This is a genomic window from Novosphingobium sp. 17-62-19, assembly GCF_002256775.1.
In the GTDB taxonomy this organism is placed as follows: Bacteria; Pseudomonadota; Alphaproteobacteria; order Sphingomonadales; family Sphingomonadaceae; genus Novosphingobium.
Genome location: NZ_NCII01000005.1, coordinates 42,051 through 60,081, shown reverse-complemented (window position 1 = coordinate 60,081; position 18,031 = coordinate 42,051). Strand labels below are relative to the sequence as shown.

The following is an 18,031-nucleotide window of genomic DNA, read 5'->3' as shown; positions in this document are numbered from 1 at the left end:
CCGTCTGATTTTGCGGTCATGGCGGAATTGGTAGACGCGCAACGTTGAGGTCGTTGTGGGCGAAAGCCCGTGGAAGTTCGAGTCTTCTTGACCGCACCATCACCCCTTGAAAATGTGATCTTCGCCTTCGGGCACCCGGTTTTCCGGGCCTTTTGGCGTTTGTTGATGCCTTCCACGTCGCGAGTTGGAAAGATGATACCTGTGCAGGCATTGCTGCACGCGCGGAACATATACGGTTTGCCTTGGACCGCCTGCTTGGTCGGTCCGATCTTACTGACGGCGCGATTGTCACCGGCGCTATGCGCTTGATGGACGCGGTTCATGCCGCGCGGAATATTGTCTTTTCGAACGACGGGGTAGACTTCAGTGTCCGATCGTCGATGGAATTGCTTTATGTCGACTGCATGGTACCAATAGTCGAAGAGCGAGCTGAACGAGTAGCACGACATGCCTGCGAACGAAAGTGGCCTAAATGGCAGACCCGCTTTGCCGGCTATCTCAAAGAAGGCGTCTCTGCGCGTCGGCGGCTACCGCTTGAAGAAACAGAGCTGCTCGGTCTCCCTTCTGGGGCGAAAAGGCGCATTGCAAAGACTGCGTCGGTAACTCGTTAGTGTTATGAATCCCGGGATTCCGGGTACAGCATACTCAATTTCGGTGATGGTGCTTTGAACTGAATCAAGGGAATACGACATCGTGATCGTCGCGCGTGGAGGCCCGGGTTGTCCGCATGGCAACACCCTTCATCACGCCACAGCCATCAGACTCGCATTCCCCCCCGCAGCCGTCGTGTTGATCGAGAGCGAGACTTCCGCCAGCAGCATGGCATCGTCGTCCGCCGGGGTCAGCAGCGGGACGATTGCGCCGTCCAGCGCGGCCAGCGCTTGCTGGAAGGCGAGGGTGAAGGGTTCGTCGCCGTCTACCAAGGCGCGGGCGTAGGGGCCTTTGGTTTGCCAGCCGGGATCGGCCACGATGGGCGTGCCGCCAAGGCGGGTTACGCGGGCTTCGAGGGCGGCGAGGCGGGTGGTGTTTTGGGCGGCGACGAGGACTTTGCCGATGGGGCGCAGGGCGTGGATGTTGCGTTCGCCCACGGGGCCGGTGAGTTCGCGCTCTCCCAGTGTCAGTGCGGGGGGGGCGGGGGCGGAGGCGACGAGGCGGCGCAAGTAGAGCGGGCCGCCTGCCTTGGGTCCGGTGCCTGAGAGGCCGTGGCCGCCGAAGGGTTGCACGCCGACGACTGCGCCAATGACGTTGCGGTTGACGTAGATGTTGCCCGCATGGGCGCGTGCGGTGACGCGGGCGACGGTTTCATCGAGCCGGGTGTGGAGGCCGAAGGTGAGGCCATAGCCCCAGGCGTTGATGCTATCGACCAGCGCGTCCATGTCCTTGCGGGCAAAACGGATCACGTGGAGGACCGGGCCGAAGACTTCGCGGGTGAGCTGTGCGGGGGAGGCCAGTTCGATGATGGTGGGGGCTACGAAGGTGCCCTGTGCCGTCGCGTCGTTGAGCGGCAGGCGGTGGACGGGGCAGCCTAGCGCTTCCATCCGGGCGATGTGGGCTTCGATGCCGTCACGCGCCTCTGCGGTGATGACTGGGCCGATGTCGGATGCGAGCTTGTCTGTCGGGCCGACCGAGAGTTCGGCCAGCGCGCCGCGCAGCATGGCGAGGACGTGATCGGCGACGTCTTCCTGCAAGCACAGCACGCGCAGGGCCGAGCAGCGCTGCCCGGCGCTGTCGAAGGCCGAGGCGATGACATCGGCGACGACCTGTTCGGCCAGTGCCGAGCTATCGACGATCATCGCGTTCTGGCCGCCGGTTTCAGCGATTAGGGGGATCGGGCGGCCCGTTGGCGAGAGGCGGCTGGCCAACTGGCGCTGAATCAGGCGGCCGACTTCGGTGGAGCCGGTGAACAGCACGGCGGCGGTCTGCGGCGCGGCTACGAGCGCGGCTCCGACTGTGCCGTCTCCCGGCAGGAGGATCAGCGCGTCATCAGGAACGCCCGCTTCGTGCAGCACGCGCACGGCTTCGGCGGCGATCAGCGGGGTTTCCTCGGCCGGTTTGGCCAGCACAGTGTTGCCCGCCATCAGCGCGGCGGCGATCTGTCCGGTGAAGATGGCCAGCGGGAAGTTCCACGGGCTGATGCAGACGGCAACGCCGAGCGGCGCGGCTCCGGCGAGTGTGGCGTCTTGCGCGGCGTAATAGCGCAGGAAGTCCACTGCTTCGCGCACTTCGGCGATGGCGTTGGCGGCGGACTTGCCCGCTTCTCGCACCAGCAGCGCGATCAATTCGGGCATGGCGGATTGCAGCCGGTCGGCGGCGCGTTCCAGCACGACGGCGCGTGCGGCAGGCGGGGTGGCAGGCCAGCGTGACGCGGCGGCGAGGCGGGAGGCTTCGGGCACGGCGGAGGGCAGCGCTTCGCGCACAGTGCCTACGCGGTCAGCGTGGTTGGCGGGGTTCAGGACCGGGCGAGGGTTGGCGCTGGGCAGGTCTGCTCCCGGTGTGGCGTGGCGCGGCTGGCGTGAGACAGCCGTGAAGCGTTCCGCCAGAAGGGCAAGCGTGGCTTCGTCTGCCAGATCAAGCCCGGCGCTGTTGCGGCGATCGGGGTAGAGCGCGCGGGGCAGCGCGATCAGCGGGTGGGGCGCGCCGGGATCGGCGGCACCGGCAACTTCTGCCACGGGATCGGCAATGATGGCGTCCACCGCCACTTCCGGGTTGGCGATGCGGTTGACGAACGAGGAGTTCGCGCCGTTTTCCAGCAGGCGGCGCACCAGATAGGCGAGCAGCGTTTCGTGCGTGCCGACGGGGGCGTAGATGCGGCAGGGGCGGTTCAGCTTTCCGGGGCCGACGACTTCGTCATAGAGCGGCTCGCCCATGCCGTGGAGGCACTGGAATTCATAATCGCCGCTGTGGAAATCAGGGCCGAGCATGGCATCGGCCATGCACTTGATCGTGGCAAGTGTCTGCGCATTGTGCGTGGCGAATTGCGGGAAGACCACGGCGTTTGCGGCCAGCAGGCGGCGGGCGCAGGCGAGGTAGGCAAGATCGGTGTGGACCTTGCGGGTATAGACCGGGAAATCGGCCTGCCCGTCCACTTGCGCGCGCTTGATCTCGGCGTCCCAGTAGGCGCCTTTGACAAGGCGGACCATGATGCGGCGGCCGGTGCGGCGGGCGAGATCGACGATCCAGTCGATCACGAAGGGGCAGCGCTTGCCATAGGCCTGGACCACGAAGCCGAGGCCGTTCCAGCCCGCGAGTTCGGGATCACTGGCGAGGGCTTGGAGCAGATCAAGCGAGAGTTCGAGCCGCTCAGCCTCTTCGGCATCGATGTTGAGGCCGATGTCATAGCGCAGGGCGAGCGTCGCCAGCGCTTTCACGCGGGGGAGCAGCTCGGCCATGACGCGAGCCTGCTGGGCGCGGGCATAGCGGGGGTGCAGGGCGGAAAGCTTGATCGAGATGCCGGGGCCATCGTGGGTGCCGCGCCCGGCGGACGCTGTGCCGATGGCGTGGATGGCGGCTTCATAGTCGGCGTAGTAGCGGGCGGCGTCTTTTGCGGTCATCGCCGCTTCGCCCAGCATGTCGTAGCTGTAGCGGAAGCCGCGTTCCTCCAGCGGGCGGGCACGCTTCAGCGCCTCGGCGATGGTCTCGCCGGTGACGAACTGTTCGCCCATCATGCGCATGGCGAGGTCTACGCCGCGCCGGATGACGGGTTCGCCTGCGCGGGCGAGCAGGCGGGTGAGGGCCGAGCCGAGGCCCTTGTCATCCACACTCGACGTAAGCTTGCCGGTGACGACGAGGCCCCAGGTGGCGGCGTTGACGAAGAGCGAGCGGTCCGCGCCGAGGTGGGCGAGCCAGTCTCCGCCGGAGATCTTGTCACGGATCAGGTCATCGCGCGTGTCGTTGTCGGGGATGCGCAGCAGGGCTTCGGCAAGGCACATCAGCGCGACGCCTTCCTGCGTGGACAGGGCATATTCCTGCACCAGTTGATCCACGCCATTGCCGCGTGGCTTGGCGCGCAGGGTTTCGACCAGCGAACGGGCGAGGGCCTGGGCCGAGGCGCGGACGGCTTCGGGCAGGGTGGCTTCGGGAAGCAGCGCGGCCATGCAATCGCGTTCGGGACGGCGCGTGGCGGCGGTGATCGCGGCGCGCAGGGCTTCGGGCGAGGCGGCAAGGGCAGGGGCGAACTGCGAGAAGGGGGCGTGGATCGTCATGCGCGCAGAATATCATGCGCGGGTTTGGCGTTCTGCCTTATGCGATGGCATTTTGTGGGCGGATTGCCTATATTTGAGATTCAATCATCCATGGAGGCTGCTTGTGAGCGCCACTGAAAGGCAACTTGACCAATTCGACCGCAAGATCATCGACCTGCTGGTGCGTGACGGGCGCATGGCGGTGACGGACCTTGCCGAGAAGGTGGGCCTGTCCAAAACGCCGTGTCAGGTGCGGCTGAAGCGACTGATCGACGATGGCGTGATCAAGGGCTTTCGCGCGGTGGTGGACATGGCGCGGCTGGGGCTTGAGCATGTGGCCTTTACCGAAGTGAAGCTGTCCGACACGCGCGAGCAGCCGCTGGCCGAGTTCAACCGGGGCGTGCTGGCCATCCCGGAGATCGAGGAAGCGCACATGATCGCGGGCAATTTCGACTATCTGCTGAAAGTGCGCACCGCCGACATCCGCCGCTTCCGCATGGTGCTGGGCGAGAAGATTTCGACGCTGCCGCATGTTTCGAACACCAGCACGTTCGTGGTGATGGAGCCGGTGAAGGAGCAGGCGGTCAGGTCTTGATCCGCATTCCGTTCAGGAACAAAGCCACGCAATTGCGGGCATGTTGCGCCAGCGCGGGTGGATCGAAGCCTTCATCGACGCGGTAGAGCTTGCGGCTGACCATGCCTGCCAGCGCGAGGTCGAAGAACGCAAGCGCATCGCGCGCCGGGTTGGTGCAGGCAAGCAGGCCGGATGCGGTCCAACGCTCAAGCTGGCCTGCGAGCAGGGTGTTGAGCGGATCGACCGCATGTTCGCGGTAGGTCTGGCCCACTTCGGGGAAGAGGTGTCCTTCGGCAATCGCCATGCGACCGACGAAAATGCTCTCGTCGGTGAGAATCCATGCGAGCGCTCGCTGGGCGAATTGTTCAAGCCACGCTTGGGGCTGGGATGCATCGGCATCGGCCATGTCCACCGCATCGCGCCAGCGCTCGGCAATGCGTGCGACTACACCTTCGAACAGGGCGCGCTTGGTGGGGAAGTGGCGGAACATCGTGGGCTTTGATCCGCCGAACCGTTCGAGAATGCGATTGGTGCTGGCGGCGGCAAAGCCTTCAGCCATGAATTCGGCCTGCGCGGCATCGAGGATGCGCCCACGCACGACGGCGGGATTGCGGCTGACGGGGCTTTTCAAAATGGCCATTTCAGATATAAAGACACCAACTGGTTTATTTGATTCGACATCAGGGGAGAATGCCGATGAGTGTCTACGTTCGCAATGGCTGGTATATGGCGTGTTGGACCCATGAAGTGCCGGACGGCGGATTTCTGGCCCGCCGCCTGCTCGACAAGCCGTGGGTGATCTGGCGCAAGGCCGATGGCACGCCTGTCATGATGGCAGACCGCTGCGCCCACCGCTTCGTGCCGCTCAGCCGAGGCGCGCGCGATGGTGACATGATGCGCTGCGCCTATCACGGGCTGGCATTTGATGGCAGCGGGGCGTGCGCGCACAATCCGTTTACAGGGCAGCCGCTTGATCTGGCGCGCGTGGAAGTTCTGCCCGTGGTTGAACGACATACCGGGCTGTGGTTCTGGCCGGGCGATGCCGACAAGGCCGATCCTTCGCTGATCCCCGATTTCAGCTTTCTCGACTCCGACCGTCCCCTGCATCGCGGCCATATCCGTATGGATGCAAGCTATGAACTGGTGACGGACAACCTGATGGACCTGAGCCATGCCGAATTCATTCACCGCGACAGCTTCGGGGTGAACGGGTCGCTGCTGACCTGCGGTCAGCACGAGGTGGTTCAGGAAGAGAGCGGAGCGATCTGGAACAACTGGACAATGCCCGATTCCGATCCGCCCGCATGGGCCGTGCCGATGCTGCCCGAAGGAGCGAAAACGGACCAGTGGTTGCATATGCGGTGGAATGCACCGTCAAGCCTTGCGCTGTTCATCGGCCTGGCAAAGTCGGGCACGGACCGGAAGGACATGGTGGTGCCACCGATGGCTGATCCGCACATTCTCGTGCCGGAAACGGGCACTTCCACGCACTACTTCTACACCCATGAACCCACGCCCGAATCGTTTGCCTTGCTTGAGAAGGCCTTCCTTGAGGAGGATCACCCCATGCTTCATGCGCAGCAGCAGGCGATGGGTGAGGCGGACTTCTGGGACTTGAAGCCTGTGATCCTGCCGTCCGATGCAGGCGCAATCCGGGTACGGCGTCGGATGATGCAGTTGCGCCGTGCCGAAGAGGGTGCATCAGCATAAGAACAACGAAGGGCGCGGATGGGATCCGCGCCCTCCTTGTTTGTCGGCCCATTCCAGAACGGTCAGACGGTGCCCGGCGCTGGCAGGCGCGGGGCAACGATGAACCATGTGGCCACTGCGATACCAATTCCCAGAAGTCCCGCGATCAGGAACGCGCCCTGCATGGTCCCGCTCGATGTGCGGGCCACACTCACCAGCAGCGGCGATACGAACTGGCCCAGGAAGAAGGCCGAAGTCCACACGCCCATGCCGCGTCCGCGGTGTTCGAACGGCAGATAGCCTTGCGCCCAGGCGATCAGCGTCGGCACCGCCATGCCCGCGCCAGTCTGCTGCAGGGCCATGCCCGCAACCATCAGCTTCCAGTCCGACGCTATGCCGATCACAGCAAGCCCCGATCCCAGCAGGGTGAGGAATATGGTGAGCTGCGCACGTGGCCCGAAGCGGCCGGTGAACCAGAAGATTGCCGCACCCACGATCACGAACAGGCTGGGGATCGTGGTCAGGCGGCCGATCTCGGCAGGATCCGAAACGCCCAGTTCCTGCCAGACAATACCGCCGTTGATGATGAACACATAGTAGAGCGCACCGCCGAACAGGGTGACGAGGCCGAAGGTAAGGACGCCTGACCACGGGAACGGCGTGCTGGCCTCTGCCCCGATGCCGAGCATCTTGCGTGCTGTATCGTCGTTCTCCGGCTCATAAATGAAAGCCAGCATTGCAAAGAAGGCAAGGAACCCGACGCCGTAGATCAGGAACACGGTGTTCCAGCTCATCGCGGCAAGATAGCCCGACGTGAAGATGACCGCGCTGCCGAAGAACGGGCCGATGAATCCTTGCAGCGCCAACCATTTGCGGCGGCCAATCTCGTCCCAGTAGTCCCCTATCAGGGTGTTGGCGGTGGTCAGGATCGCCGCCTCTGCCACGCCGAGCAGCAGGCGCGAGGCGTAGATGTGATTGAGATCATCAAGGAACATCGGGGCCATGCCGACAAAGCCGTAGAGCCCGGTGGAAAGCAGCAACAGGCGGCGGCGACCAAACTTATCGACCATCAGCCCGGCAAACAGCGCGAGGATGGCGACGGTCAGTCCGGGGGCCGAGACCATTGCCGGCACTTTGGTCTGCGCCGAGGGATCGGCGGAGAAGTGCGCGATCATCGCAGGCACTGCCGGGAACATCGACACAATCGCGATGATCGGCAGGAAGCCGGTGACGACGATAGTTAGCCCTTGGGCGAGTCCCGGCTGCCGATAGGCCTTGGGTGCGATGGACATTTGCTCTCCCGGTCAGCGCCGTTGGGGCGCTTTATTAGAACCTCTGTTCTTAAACGGTATCGTTTCGAGGTCTGTTCGAGTCAAGCGAAAGCGCAGAATGGCGTGTTATCAATTCCATGGATGGCGCCGCATAAAAAATACTTGGTTTGTGAATTGTTAGACCGGCCCTAATCCTGATGCGGAGACGCCTTTGTGCCGTGCGGCGGCACACCATCGGGATCGGATGCATAGCTACCATTATGAAAAAGCTTGAAGTTCTTGTCATCGGAGCAGGCATTGGTGGCCTTTCGGCAGCTATTGCGCTGAGCCGAAAGGGCCATTCGGTCACCGCGATCGAGCGTGATCCGTCATGGTCGGTCTATGGCGTGGGGATCATCCAGCAGTCCAATGTGATCCGGGCGATGGATCAATTGGGTATGCTCGACAGCTTCCTCGACGCAGCCTGCGGCTTTGATGCGGTGGAGATATTCACGCCCGATGGCACCAAAGTGGCACGCGTGCCCACGCCGCGTCTGGTTGAAGGGCGTCCCGCCAACGTGGGCATCGGACGGCGCGCGTTGCAAAAGGTGCTTGGCGACAGCGCCAAGGGGCTGGGCACGGAATTGCGGCTGGGGGTGACCGCCGAAACAATCGAGGACGATGGGGCCAAGGTCCACGTTACGTTCTCCGACGGATCAACCGGCATTTATGACGCGGTGATCGGGGCGGACGGTGTCTATTCCCAGACCCGCGCGATGGTCTTGCCCGAAGCGGAGAAGCCCGAATTCACCGGGCAGGCGGTGTGGCGTTACAACTTCCCGCGTGCCGAAGGTCTGGACGCGTTGCAGGTGTACAACGGGCCGACGGGTGTGGGCCTTGTGCCGATGAGCGAGGAAGTGATGTACATGTATGTCACTACGCCAGAGCCGGACAACCCGCGCTACCCAACGCAGGGTATTGCTGCTGCGATGCGCGCGAAACTTGCCAATTGCTCACCCCAGATCCGCGAACTGGGCGAACAGATCACCGATGATGATGGCGTGGTTTACCGCCCGCTTGAAGGCATGTTGATCCGGGGGGCTTGGAGCAAGGGCCGTGTGGGTCTGCTGGGCGATGCCGTCCATGCCACCACGCCGCATCTGGGGCAGGGTGCGGGCATGGCAATCGAGGACGCGATCGTGCTGGCCGAAGAACTGGAGCGGCACGATGATGTTGAAGCCGCGCTGCTGGCCTATCGCGAACGCCGGTTCGAGCGCTGCCGCTACATCGTGGAGAGCAGCCTTGCCATCTGCCACGGCCAGTTGGGCAAAGGCCCGCCGGTCGACAATCACAAGGCCACTGCGGAAATGTTCGCAGTCGTCGCGCAACCTATCTGATTTTTCGAGGACGAAACTTATGAGCCGCGTTACCGAAATCCGCTATGTCGGGTATGGCGTGAAGGAATTTGACGCCGAGAAGGCGTTCTATGCCGATGTCTGGGGTTTGGAGCCTGCTGGCGAAACGGCCACCGAGGCCTGGTTCAAGGCGCAGGGCCATGACGAGCACCACGTTGTGCAATTGCGCAAGGCCGACGAAAGCCGCGTCGATGTGATCGCACTTGCTGCTGACAGCCGCGCAGATGTAGATGCTCTGCGCGCCAAGGTTGAGGCTGCGGGATGCCGCATTGCCAGCGAACCGGCGGAACTGACCTCGCCCGGCGGCGGTTATGGCTTCCGCTTCTTCTCGCCCGATGGCCTGCTTCTCGAAATTTCCAGCGACGTGGCCAAGGGTGCGAAGCGGGAACTGGCGCGCTGGGAAGGTGTGCCGGTCAAGATCAGCCACATCGTGCTGCACAGCCCCGATCATCAGGCGCTGGTGAAGTTCTTCACCGAGGTGCTGGGCATGAAAATTTCGGATTGGCTGGGTGATTTCATGTGCTTCCTGCGCTGCAATTCGGCACACCACCGCATTGCCATCCTGCCCGGGCCGCCGTGCCTGAACCACGTGGCCTATGACATGTTGAGCGTGGACGACATGATGCGGGGTATTCACCGCCTGAAGCTGAAGGGCATGGACATTGGTTGGGGGCCGGGCCGGCACACCGCTGGCAACAACACTTTCAGCTATTTCGTCACGCCGGGCGGCTTTACCGTGGAATATACCTCGGAGCTGGAAGAGGTCGATTTCGAAACGCACGAGCACAAAGTCCACGTGCCTGCGCCGATGGTCATGGACCAGTGGGGCATCGGCACCGGCGGGCCGCAGACATTGCCACACGCCGCGCCCAATCCCGGCCTGTTCCAGACAGTAGAGGCCTGATCCATGGCGCTGTACGAACCGTTTCCGAACTACATCTGGAACCTGTCGGTCTCGATCGCGATGGAAAGCGGCGGGCGGATCGGCGAAATCGTCGACATGTGCCAGCCGATCATCGAAGCGGCGGCCAGCGGCGGCGATGCCGGAACGCCGCAGTTCATGAAGCAGTGGGCCGCCTATGGCGACAAGCTGATCGAACTGGCGGCTGAGGACGAGGCCAAGGGCCGCATGTTCTCTGCCTCGGACAAGCTGGAGCGTGCCTCGCTCTATCTGCTGGTGGCAGAGCGGATGCAGGGCCACGGTGCGCCCGGCCGCAAGGAGACTTACGCCAAGGCGCTGGACGCTTTTGCGAAGTCGACCAAGCTGGGCAAGATCGACCGCGAGCGGGTGGAAATACCCCTCGAAAACGGCACGATGCCTGCGCTCTATACCCGCGCGCAAGGGCCGGGGCCGCATCCGGTGGTGGTCTATTGCAACGGTCTCGATAGCTGCAAGGAACTGCTCTATTGGAGCCGTCTGCCCGAAGCGCTGGCGCGGCGCGGCATTTCCACGCTCTGCGTCGATCAGCCCGGTTCGGGTGAGACATTGCGCCTGCAGGGCCTGCCGGTCGATCCGCATTCCGAAAACTGGGCAAGCAAGGCGGTGGACTGGCTGGAAACGCAGCCCGACGCAGACCCCAAGCGCATCGGCATGACCGGCATCTCGCTCGGCGGCCATTTCGCTCCGCGCGCAGTGGCCTATGAGCCGCGCTTTGCCAGCGGCGCGGTTTGGGGTGCCAACCACAATTGGCGCGAGGTGCAGGACAAGCGCCTGAATCGCGAGGGCGAAAATCCCGTGCCGCACTATTGGGCGCACGTGATGTGGGCATTCGGCGCAAAGGACATGGACGAGTTTCTGGCCAAGAGCACCGACATGAACCTCAACGGGCACATGGACCGAATCAAGGTGCCGTTCCTTGTTACCCATGGTGCCACCGACCGCCAGATCAGCGTCAGCTATGCCGATGATCTCTATGACCAGTTGGTCAATGCGCCGCGCCGTGAGAAGGTGATCTTCACTGCCCGCGAGGGCGGCGTCGAACACGTCGGCGCAGACAACATGTCCTATGGCCGTGACTGCATTGCCGACTGGTTTGCCGAGACACTGGGGGGAGTGACCGCATGAGCCGCCGTTTCGTCGATCTTTCGATCTACCTTGAAAACGACGTCATCACCGATCCGCCGTTCCTGCGTCCAAAGATCGAATACCAGAAGCATGGCGAGACTATGCCGGAACTGGGGTTCTTCTTCCCCGGCGTGAAGGCAGAGGACACGCCCGACAGCGCTGGCTTTGCGGCGGTCGAAAACGTCACGCTGACCACGCACAACGGCACGCATCTGGACGCCCCGTGGCACTTCCACCCAACCATGAATGGCGGCGAGCCGTCCATGACGATCGATGAAGTGCCGCTGGAATGGTGCTTTCAGCCCGGTGTGAAGCTGGATTTCCGCCACTTTGCCGATGGCTATGTGGTCACCGCGCAGGACGTGGAGGATGAACTCAAGCGCATCGGGCATGAGTTGAAGCCGCTGGAGATCGTGCTGGTGAACACCGCAGCGGGCAAGGCGGTGGGCAATCCCGACTATGTCAGCATCGGTTGCGGCATGGGATATGAAGCGACGATGTATCTCACCTCACGCGGGGTGCGTGTGACCGGCACCGATGCCTGGAGCTGGGATGCGCCGTTCGTCCACACGGCTGAAAAGGTGAAGGAAACCGGGGATACCTCGCTGATCTGGGAAGGGCACAAGGCCGGGCGCGACATCGGCTATTGCCATCTGGAAAAGCTGCACAATCTGGAAGTGCTCCCGCCCCATGGCTTCACGGTGAGCTGCTTCCCGCACAAGATCAGGGGTGCATCGGCCGGGTGGACGCGCGCGGTGGCAATCTTTGAGGATTGAGGTTGCGAAGTCCTCCCCGTCTGTGCTTCGCAAAAATGGGGAGGATTGTGCGGGGCTTAACGGAAGTCTTTGGCTTTGAAGCCCTGCGAAAAGGCGATGGCGAGGCTCTGCTGATCCAGCCTGTGCAGCATGGGCAATCGGCCAAGGCGCCTTACTTCACCCATCGCGCAGATCGTAGCTTCGCTGTCCTCATTAGCATCGCCGATGAAGGCCACGCCATGAATCGGCACCCCACGTGAGCGCAGCGCCTCCAGCGTGAGCAACGAATGGTTGATCGTGCCAAGGGCGGTGCGCGCGACCACAATCACCGGCAGGTTCCACCATGCAAAGATATCGGCATACGTGGTGCTGCGCGTGACCGGGACGAGCGCACCGCCTGCACCTTCGATCACCAGCGGGCGTTGCGGTGGCAAGGCTAGGTTTGCAAGGTCAATCAATACGCCATCCAGCTCGGCAGCGCGGTGGGGCGAGCATGGTGTGTTGAAGCGATAGGCTTCGGGCAGCACGTGGTCGGCAGGAACGCCCGAAAGTGCGGCCACGTGATCGCGGTCCGCGCCGTCGTCCAGCCCGGCCTGCACCGGCTTCCAGTAATGTGCGTTGAGCGCGCCCGTCAGCGCGGCAGAGAACACTGTCTTGCCAATGCCGGTATCGGTGCCGGTAACGACGAAAGCGGTCATGTCAGCGCGTGTTCCAGTGCCGCGCTGAGAGCGTCAACGTCTTGGCGCGTGGCGTTGAGCGTGAGCGAGATGCGCAAGCGGCTGGTGCCCTGCGGCACGGTGGGCGGACGGATGCCGCGCACGTCGAAACCTTTGCCTTGAAGCGCGGCGGCGACGGCCATCGTGCGCGCATCTTCGTGCAGGATCAGCGGCAGGATCTGCGACCCAGTGGCCTGTGCGCCGTGCGGTGCGAGTGTGCGTTCGGCGTGGGCAACAAGAGCTTGGAGCGCGTCGCGGCGGTGGGGTTCGTCCGCCAGTATGCGCAGAGCTCCGCGCACTGCCGCGCAAACCAAGGGGGAGGGGGCGGTGGAGAAGATGAACGGGCGACCGCGATTGACGAGGAAATCACGCACGACGCGCGGGGCGAGGACCAGCGCGCCTTCGCAGCCCAGCGCCTTGCCGCATGTGCGCAGGACGATGGTGTCCGGGCGGCCGTCAAGTTCGGCGGCAAGGCCGCGTCCGTCAGGGCCGAACACGCCGGTGGCGTGGGCCTCGTCGATCAGCATGATCGCGTCGTGGCGTTCGGCGACACGGGCCATCTCGGCCACCGGGGCCATGTCGCCGTCCATCGAATAGAGCGTTTCGAAGGCCAGCCAGACGCGCCCCATGTTGCCCTTGGCGCGCCATTCGCGTGCCGCATCGTCAAAGCTCTGCGCGTCGTTGTGTGCCGCGCTGACCGCAGTGGCGCGGGTGAGGCGAAGGCCTTCGTGCATCGAGGCGTGGACCAGTTCGTCGTACACGATCAGATCCCCGCGTTGGGGCAGGGTGGACAGGAGCGCTACGTTGGCGGCGTAGCCTGCCGAGAAGAACAGCGCGGATTCGCTGCCGAAAAAGCGCGCTGCTTCATCTTCCAACAGTTCGTGTTCGGGATCGTTGCCGCGCAGCAGCCGCGAGCCGCCGGAACCGAGCGGCACGCCGCGCCCGATGGCGTCCTGCACCGCAGCAGCAAGGCGCGGGCTGGAGGACATGGCGAGGTAATCGTTCGAGGCGAAATCCACGCCGCGCCGGGGGGCAAGGCTGCGCAAGCGCGCCTTTTCGCCCAGTGCTGCAAGGTCAGCCGTGTGGGCCGACCACAGGTTGCCTGTGAGGGTGGTCGTCTCGGCCATTATGCCGCGCAGCCGCCCGAACAGCCTCCGACCGCCTTCATGGCACGCATGGGCTCTTCGCCTTCCATCGGCTTGAGGCCAAGGCGCGCGAACATCGCAGCATCGGCATCATCGCCCGCATTGGCGGCGGTGAGCAGCTTGTCGCCGGTGAAGATCGAGTTCGCCCCGGCCATGAAGCACATCGCCTGCGTGGCTTCCGACATCGACTCGCGGCCCGCCGAGAGGCGCACCATCGACAGCGGCATCGTGATTCGCGCAACGGCGATGGTGCGAACGAATTCGATGTCATCGATCTTGGCCAGCGGCGTGTCGGCCAGCATGTTGCCCAGCACGGTGCCCTTTACCGGCACAAGCGCATTGACCGGCACGCTTTCAGGGTGCTGCTCCAATGTGGCCAGCGCGTGGACGAAGCCGACGCGATCCGCGCGGGTTTCACCCATGCCCACGATCCCGCCGGAGCAGACGTTGATTCCGGCAGCGCGCACGTTGTCGAGCGTGTTCAGGCGGTCCGCAAAGGTGCGCGTGGTGATCACTTCCTCATAGCGTTCGGGCGAGGTGTCGATGTTGTGGTTGTAGTAGTCGAGGCCGGCTTCGGCGAGCTGCGCGGCCTGGCCGGGCGTCAGCATCCCTAGCGTCATGCAGGTTTCCATGCCCATTTCGCGCACGCCTTTGATCATGGCGATCACGGCCGGCATGTCGCGCTCCTTGGGGTTGCGCCAAGCGGCGCCCATGCAGAAGCGTTTGGAGCCGTTGTCCTTGGCCTGCGCGGCGGATTGCAGCACTTTTTGCACTTCCATCAGCTTGGTCGCTTCGATCCCGCTGTCAGCCTTGACCGATTGCGAGCAGTATCCGCAGTCCTCGGGGCAGCCGCCGGTTTTGATCGAGAGCAGCGTGCACAGTTGCACTTCGCCTGCGCGGTGGTGCGTGCGGTGGACTTGCGCGGCGCGGAACAGCAGTTCGGTGAACGGCAAGTCAAACAGCGCGGCGATTTCCTCGCGCGTCCAGTCAGTACGGACGCCTGCGGAGGCAGTCTCTTCGCGCTGGCGGAGCAGTGTGTCTTGCACGGCGATTGTCCTTCGGAATCTGTTTGACCGGGCGCCCTTAACCCAAATCTGGCATATATGCTCAAGTGAATTCGCAAAGCTGCAAAGCCAGACTTTGCATTTCACTCGGTGCAACCAGCTTTTGCATCGCCAATCGGTGGGCGGTTGACAGGCCCGGCAGCAAGGCGTTGATAGAGACGCCCTATCAGCTGAGCGACTTTGCCGATGCATCTGAGACAACTGCGCTATTTCGTCGCCATTGCTCGGCTGCGGCATTTTGCCAATGCGGCGGCGGAATGCGGGGTTTCGCAGCCGACGCTTTCGGCTGGGCTGTCCGCGCTGGAGCAGGAAGTGGGACATCGGCTGGTAGAGCGCGACCGCCGTTTTGTGGGGCTGACCGCGCAGGGCGAGGCGATGCTGCCTTGGGCGGAACAGATTCTGGGGGCGGTGGCGAGCATGACCAGTTCGGTGGCGGCGCGCTCGGCGCAGGTCACCGGCGAATTTTCCCTCGCAGCGATTCCGGCGGCGCTGCCTTTGGCGGGCGTGTTTGGCGAGGCGTTGCTTGAGCGGCATCCGGGCCTGACGCTGTCGGTGCGATCGGCCACATCACGAGAGATCGAGCGCGCGCTCAACGCCTTTGAATGCGATGCAGGATTGACCTATCTCGACCACGAGCCACCGGGAAACGTGCTTTCGGTAGCCCTTCATGCCGAACGCTATCTTTTCGTGACCCGCGCCGACGGCGAGTCTGGCGCGCTAGCAGAAGTTGGGTGGGAAGAGGCGGCGCGGCAGCCGCTGTGCCTGCTGCATCAGGGGATGCAGTTCCGGCGTATTCTGGATGCGCGGATGCGCGCACGCGGGCTGGCGATTACTCCGCGCGTGGTGGCAGACAGTTACGTGACGCTGTTCGATCTGGTGCGTTCGGGCGGATTCTGCACGATCGTGCCGGACACTTACGCAAGCCTGCTGGCGGGGCTGAACTGGGCGAAGTTCGTGCCCTTGGACGAGAGTGACGAGCCGCGCCGGATCGGGCTGGTAGTGGTAAACCGCGTGCCGTTAAGCCCGATGGCCGCAGCAGCACTGTCGGTAGGGCGGAGCCTGGCGCAAGTATGATAGGTAAATCCTATCAAACTTAGGCAATTTCGATTTGACCTTCATTGGCTTTCGGGGAAGGCAGATGGCACCATGGAACGATTGCAAGAGATCATCGCCGCACATGCCGGACGTGAAGGTCCGCTCCTGCCCATCCTGCACGATGTGCAGGCCGCATTTGGCCATGTTTCCGAGGACGCCGTGCGCGCTATTGCGCTGGCGCTGAACCTCAGCCGGGCCGAAGTGCATGGCGTGGTCAGCTTCTACCACGATTTCCACGCCGAACCGGAAGCAAGGCCGGTGTTGAAGCTTTGCCGGGCCGAGGCGTGTCAGGCGCGGGGCGTTGAGGCGCTGGCGGCTGGACTGGCAGAGAATCACCGGGTGAAAGTCGAGGCGGTCTATTGCCTTGGCCTGTGTTCGGTCGGCCCCAATGCAATGGTCGGCAGCAAGGTTCATGCGCGGTTGGATGCTGTGAAGCTCGGTGCGCTGGTGGAGGCGCTGGCATGACTGTGGTGCGGATTTCGGACGACGCGCTGGCGCTGGCCTGCGGTGCGGACGAGGTGGCAGCGGCCTTTGTGGCGGCGGGTTGCACGGTGGAGCGCGTGTCCTCGTGGGGGATGCATTGGCTTGAACCGCTGGCTGAACTTGATGGGCACGGTTTCGGCCCGCTGGAGCCTTTAGACGTTGCGGCGGTACTGGACGGAACCAGCGCCAAGGCCATCGGCAGAATTGAAGACCACCCCTTCATCGCCAAACAACAGCGGTTCACCTTTGTCCGTGCAGGCAAGACGCGGCCTTTGAGCCTTGATGACTATGCCGAGCACGGTGGCTGGAATGGTCTGGCCAAGGCGCGCGCAATCGGGCCAGAGGCTACCATCGCGCAAGTCACCGAGTCCGGTCTGCGCGGACGCGGCGGGGCGGGGTTCCCGGCGGGGATCAAGTGGACCACCGTGGCCAAGGCTGCGGGCACCCAAAAATACATAGTCTGCAATGCCGATGAGGGTGACAGCGCGACCTTTGCCGACCGCATGGTGATGGAGGGCGATCCCTTCATGCTGATTGAGGGCATGGCGATTGCTGCGCTGGCGGTGGGCGCGCACCGGGGCTACGTCTATATCCGCAGCGAATATCCGCACGCGATTGCCAAGATGGAAGCAGCGGTGCGGGCGAGCGCGCATCTGATTGCGCCGTTCGAACTTGAAGTGCGCGTGGGCGCAGGCGCTTATGTGTGTGGCGAGGAAACCTCGCTACTCAACAGCCTTGAGGGCAAACGTGGTGAAGTGCGCGCCAAGCCGCCATTGCCCGCGCTTGAAGGGCTGTTCGGCAAACCGACCGTGGTCAACAACGTACTGACGCTGGCCGCCGTGCCGTGGATCATGGCCAATGGCGCGGCGGCCTATGCGGCGGTGGGGTTCGGGCGGTCCAAGGGCACCATGCCGATCCAGCTTGCTGGCAACATCAAGCACGGCGGGCTGTTCGAAGTGGGCTTTGGCGTGACGCTGGGCGAACTGGTGATGACCGTGGGTGGCGGTACGGCATCGGGCCGCCCGGTGCGCGCGGTGCAGGTGGGCGGACCGTTGGGAGCCTATCACACGCCCGCCGAGTTCCATCTGCCGTTCGAGTATGAGACTTTTGCTGCCAACGATGGCCTGATCGGCCACGCTGGCCTGACCGTGTTTGACGATACGGTGGACATGAGCGCGCAGGCGCGATTTGCGATGGAATTCTGCGCTGTGGAATCCTGCGGCAAATGCACCCCTTGCCGCATCGGCTCCACCCGCGGGGTGGAACTGATCGACCGTATCCGGGCAAAGGTCGGACGTAAGCCCGATCGGGTCGAGGCGCTTCCCCAGATGCACAATGCGCGCAAGGTCGAACGTTCGCTGGCCGAAGAGATCACGCTGCTTGAAGACTTGTGCGAGACCATGAAGTTCGGCTCGCTCTGCGCGCTGGGCGGCTTCACGCCCTATCCGGTGCTGTCGGCGCTGCGGAACTTTCCTGAGGATTTCGGGGCGTGAGGGCGTTTGGCATCCTTCGACAGGCTCAGGATGAGCGGATGTTGGTTGAGATCGCCATTCCAACCCCGCTCATGCTGAGCTTGTCGAAGCATGGCCGCGCAAGGGC

15 protein-coding genes and 1 tRNA gene are annotated in these 18,031 nt (G+C 63.6%); 10 read left to right on the top strand and 6 right to left on the bottom strand.

Annotated elements, in window-relative coordinates; genetic code table 11:
* Positions 1 to 12 precede the first annotated feature (12 nt).
* A tRNA-Leu gene (locus B7X90_RS01420) sits at positions 13 to 99 on the top strand.
* A gap of 644 nt (positions 100 to 743) precedes the next feature.
* Here the strand turns inward: B7X90_RS01420 and putA are convergent.
* A complete protein-coding gene (gene putA, locus B7X90_RS01415; RefSeq protein ID WP_292621025.1) occupies positions 744 to 4,202 on the bottom strand; it encodes a bifunctional proline dehydrogenase/L-glutamate gamma-semialdehyde dehydrogenase PutA in 3,459 nt (1,152 codons plus the stop codon).
* 103 nt (positions 4,203 to 4,305) lie between these two features.
* On the opposite strand from putA, the gene B7X90_RS01410 reads away from it, so the two are divergent.
* Positions 4,306 to 4,776, top strand: coding sequence for an Lrp/AsnC family transcriptional regulator (locus tag B7X90_RS01410; RefSeq protein ID WP_292621024.1), 471 nt, complete (start codon positions 4,306 to 4,308; stop codon positions 4,774 to 4,776).
* On the opposite strand, the gene B7X90_RS01405 is transcribed toward B7X90_RS01410, so the two are convergent.
* Positions 4,766 to 5,395, bottom strand: a complete 630-nt coding sequence (locus B7X90_RS01405) for a TetR/AcrR family transcriptional regulator (protein ID WP_292621023.1) — start codon at positions 5,393 to 5,395, stop codon at positions 4,766 to 4,768. The genes B7X90_RS01410 and B7X90_RS01405 overlap by 11 nt on opposite strands.
* Before the next feature lie 56 nt (positions 5,396 to 5,451).
* Here B7X90_RS01405 and B7X90_RS01400 point away from each other — a divergent pair, with 56 nt between their 5' ends.
* Complete coding sequence (locus tag B7X90_RS01400; RefSeq protein ID WP_292621022.1) at positions 5,452 to 6,465, top strand: aromatic ring-hydroxylating dioxygenase subunit alpha; 1,014 nt, start codon at positions 5,452 to 5,454, stop codon at positions 6,463 to 6,465.
* 62 nt (positions 6,466 to 6,527) lie between these two features.
* Here the strand turns inward: B7X90_RS01400 and B7X90_RS01395 are convergent, their stop codons facing one another.
* Positions 6,528 to 7,736, bottom strand: a complete 1,209-nt coding sequence (locus B7X90_RS01395; RefSeq protein ID WP_292621021.1) for an MFS transporter — start codon at positions 7,734 to 7,736, stop codon at positions 6,528 to 6,530.
* Between the two features lie 239 nt (positions 7,737 to 7,975).
* On the opposite strand from B7X90_RS01395, the gene B7X90_RS01390 reads away from it, so the two are divergent.
* From B7X90_RS01390 to B7X90_RS01375, 4 genes are read left to right on the top strand one after another with little or no spacing between them, the layout of a single operon-like run.
* Positions 7,976 to 9,091 (top strand): FAD-dependent oxidoreductase, encoded by a 1,116-nt coding sequence (locus B7X90_RS01390; protein ID WP_292621020.1) that lies wholly within the window; start codon positions 7,976 to 7,978, stop codon positions 9,089 to 9,091.
* A 19-nt stretch (positions 9,092 to 9,110) separates the two neighbouring features.
* Positions 9,111 to 10,013, top strand: coding sequence for a VOC family protein (locus B7X90_RS01385; protein WP_292621019.1), 903 nt, complete (start codon positions 9,111 to 9,113; stop codon positions 10,011 to 10,013).
* Positions 10,014 to 10,016: 3 nt separating this feature from the next.
* Positions 10,017 to 11,174 (top strand): alpha/beta fold hydrolase, encoded by a 1,158-nt coding sequence (locus tag B7X90_RS01380; RefSeq protein WP_292621018.1) that lies wholly within the window; start codon positions 10,017 to 10,019, stop codon positions 11,172 to 11,174.
* Positions 11,171 to 11,950: a cyclase family protein gene (locus B7X90_RS01375; RefSeq protein WP_292621017.1), complete on the top strand. Its 780-nt coding sequence runs from the start codon at positions 11,171 to 11,173 to the stop codon at positions 11,948 to 11,950. The genes B7X90_RS01380 and B7X90_RS01375 overlap by 4 nt, the downstream gene beginning before the upstream one ends.
* 56 nt (positions 11,951 to 12,006) lie before the next feature.
* Here B7X90_RS01375 and bioD read toward each other — a convergent pair whose 3' ends face one another.
* Genes bioD through bioB form a run of 3 tightly spaced genes read right to left on the bottom strand, consistent with a single transcriptional unit; the run spans position 12,007 to position 14,836 of the window.
* Entirely contained in the window at positions 12,007 to 12,627 is a 621-nt protein-coding gene (gene bioD / locus B7X90_RS01370) for a dethiobiotin synthase (protein ID WP_292621016.1), read from the bottom strand.
* Entirely contained in the window at positions 12,624 to 13,772 is a 1,149-nt protein-coding gene (locus B7X90_RS01365; protein WP_292621015.1) for an 8-amino-7-oxononanoate synthase, read from the bottom strand. The genes bioD and B7X90_RS01365 overlap by 4 nt, the downstream gene beginning before the upstream one ends.
* On the bottom strand, positions 13,772 to 14,836 hold the full coding sequence (bioB, locus tag B7X90_RS01360; RefSeq protein WP_292621014.1) for a biotin synthase BioB: 1,065 nt from the start codon (positions 14,834 to 14,836) through the stop codon (positions 13,772 to 13,774). Before bioB ends, B7X90_RS01365 begins: the two co-directional genes overlap by 1 nt.
* 204 nt (positions 14,837 to 15,040) lie before the next feature.
* Between bioB and B7X90_RS01355 the strand changes: the two genes are divergently transcribed.
* From B7X90_RS01355 to B7X90_RS01345, 3 genes are all read left to right on the top strand, one after another.
* Complete coding sequence (locus B7X90_RS01355) at positions 15,041 to 15,928, top strand: LysR family transcriptional regulator (RefSeq protein ID WP_292621012.1); 888 nt, start codon at positions 15,041 to 15,043, stop codon at positions 15,926 to 15,928.
* A 72-nt stretch (positions 15,929 to 16,000) separates the two neighbouring features.
* Positions 16,001 to 16,414, top strand: a complete 414-nt coding sequence (locus B7X90_RS01350) for an NAD(P)H-dependent oxidoreductase subunit E (RefSeq protein ID WP_292621011.1) — start codon at positions 16,001 to 16,003, stop codon at positions 16,412 to 16,414.
* Positions 16,411 to 17,925 (top strand): NADH-ubiquinone oxidoreductase-F iron-sulfur binding region domain-containing protein, encoded by a 1,515-nt coding sequence (locus B7X90_RS01345; protein WP_292621010.1) that lies wholly within the window; start codon positions 16,411 to 16,413, stop codon positions 17,923 to 17,925. Before B7X90_RS01350 ends, B7X90_RS01345 begins: the two co-directional genes overlap by 4 nt.
* Positions 17,926 to 18,031 lie beyond the last annotated feature (106 nt).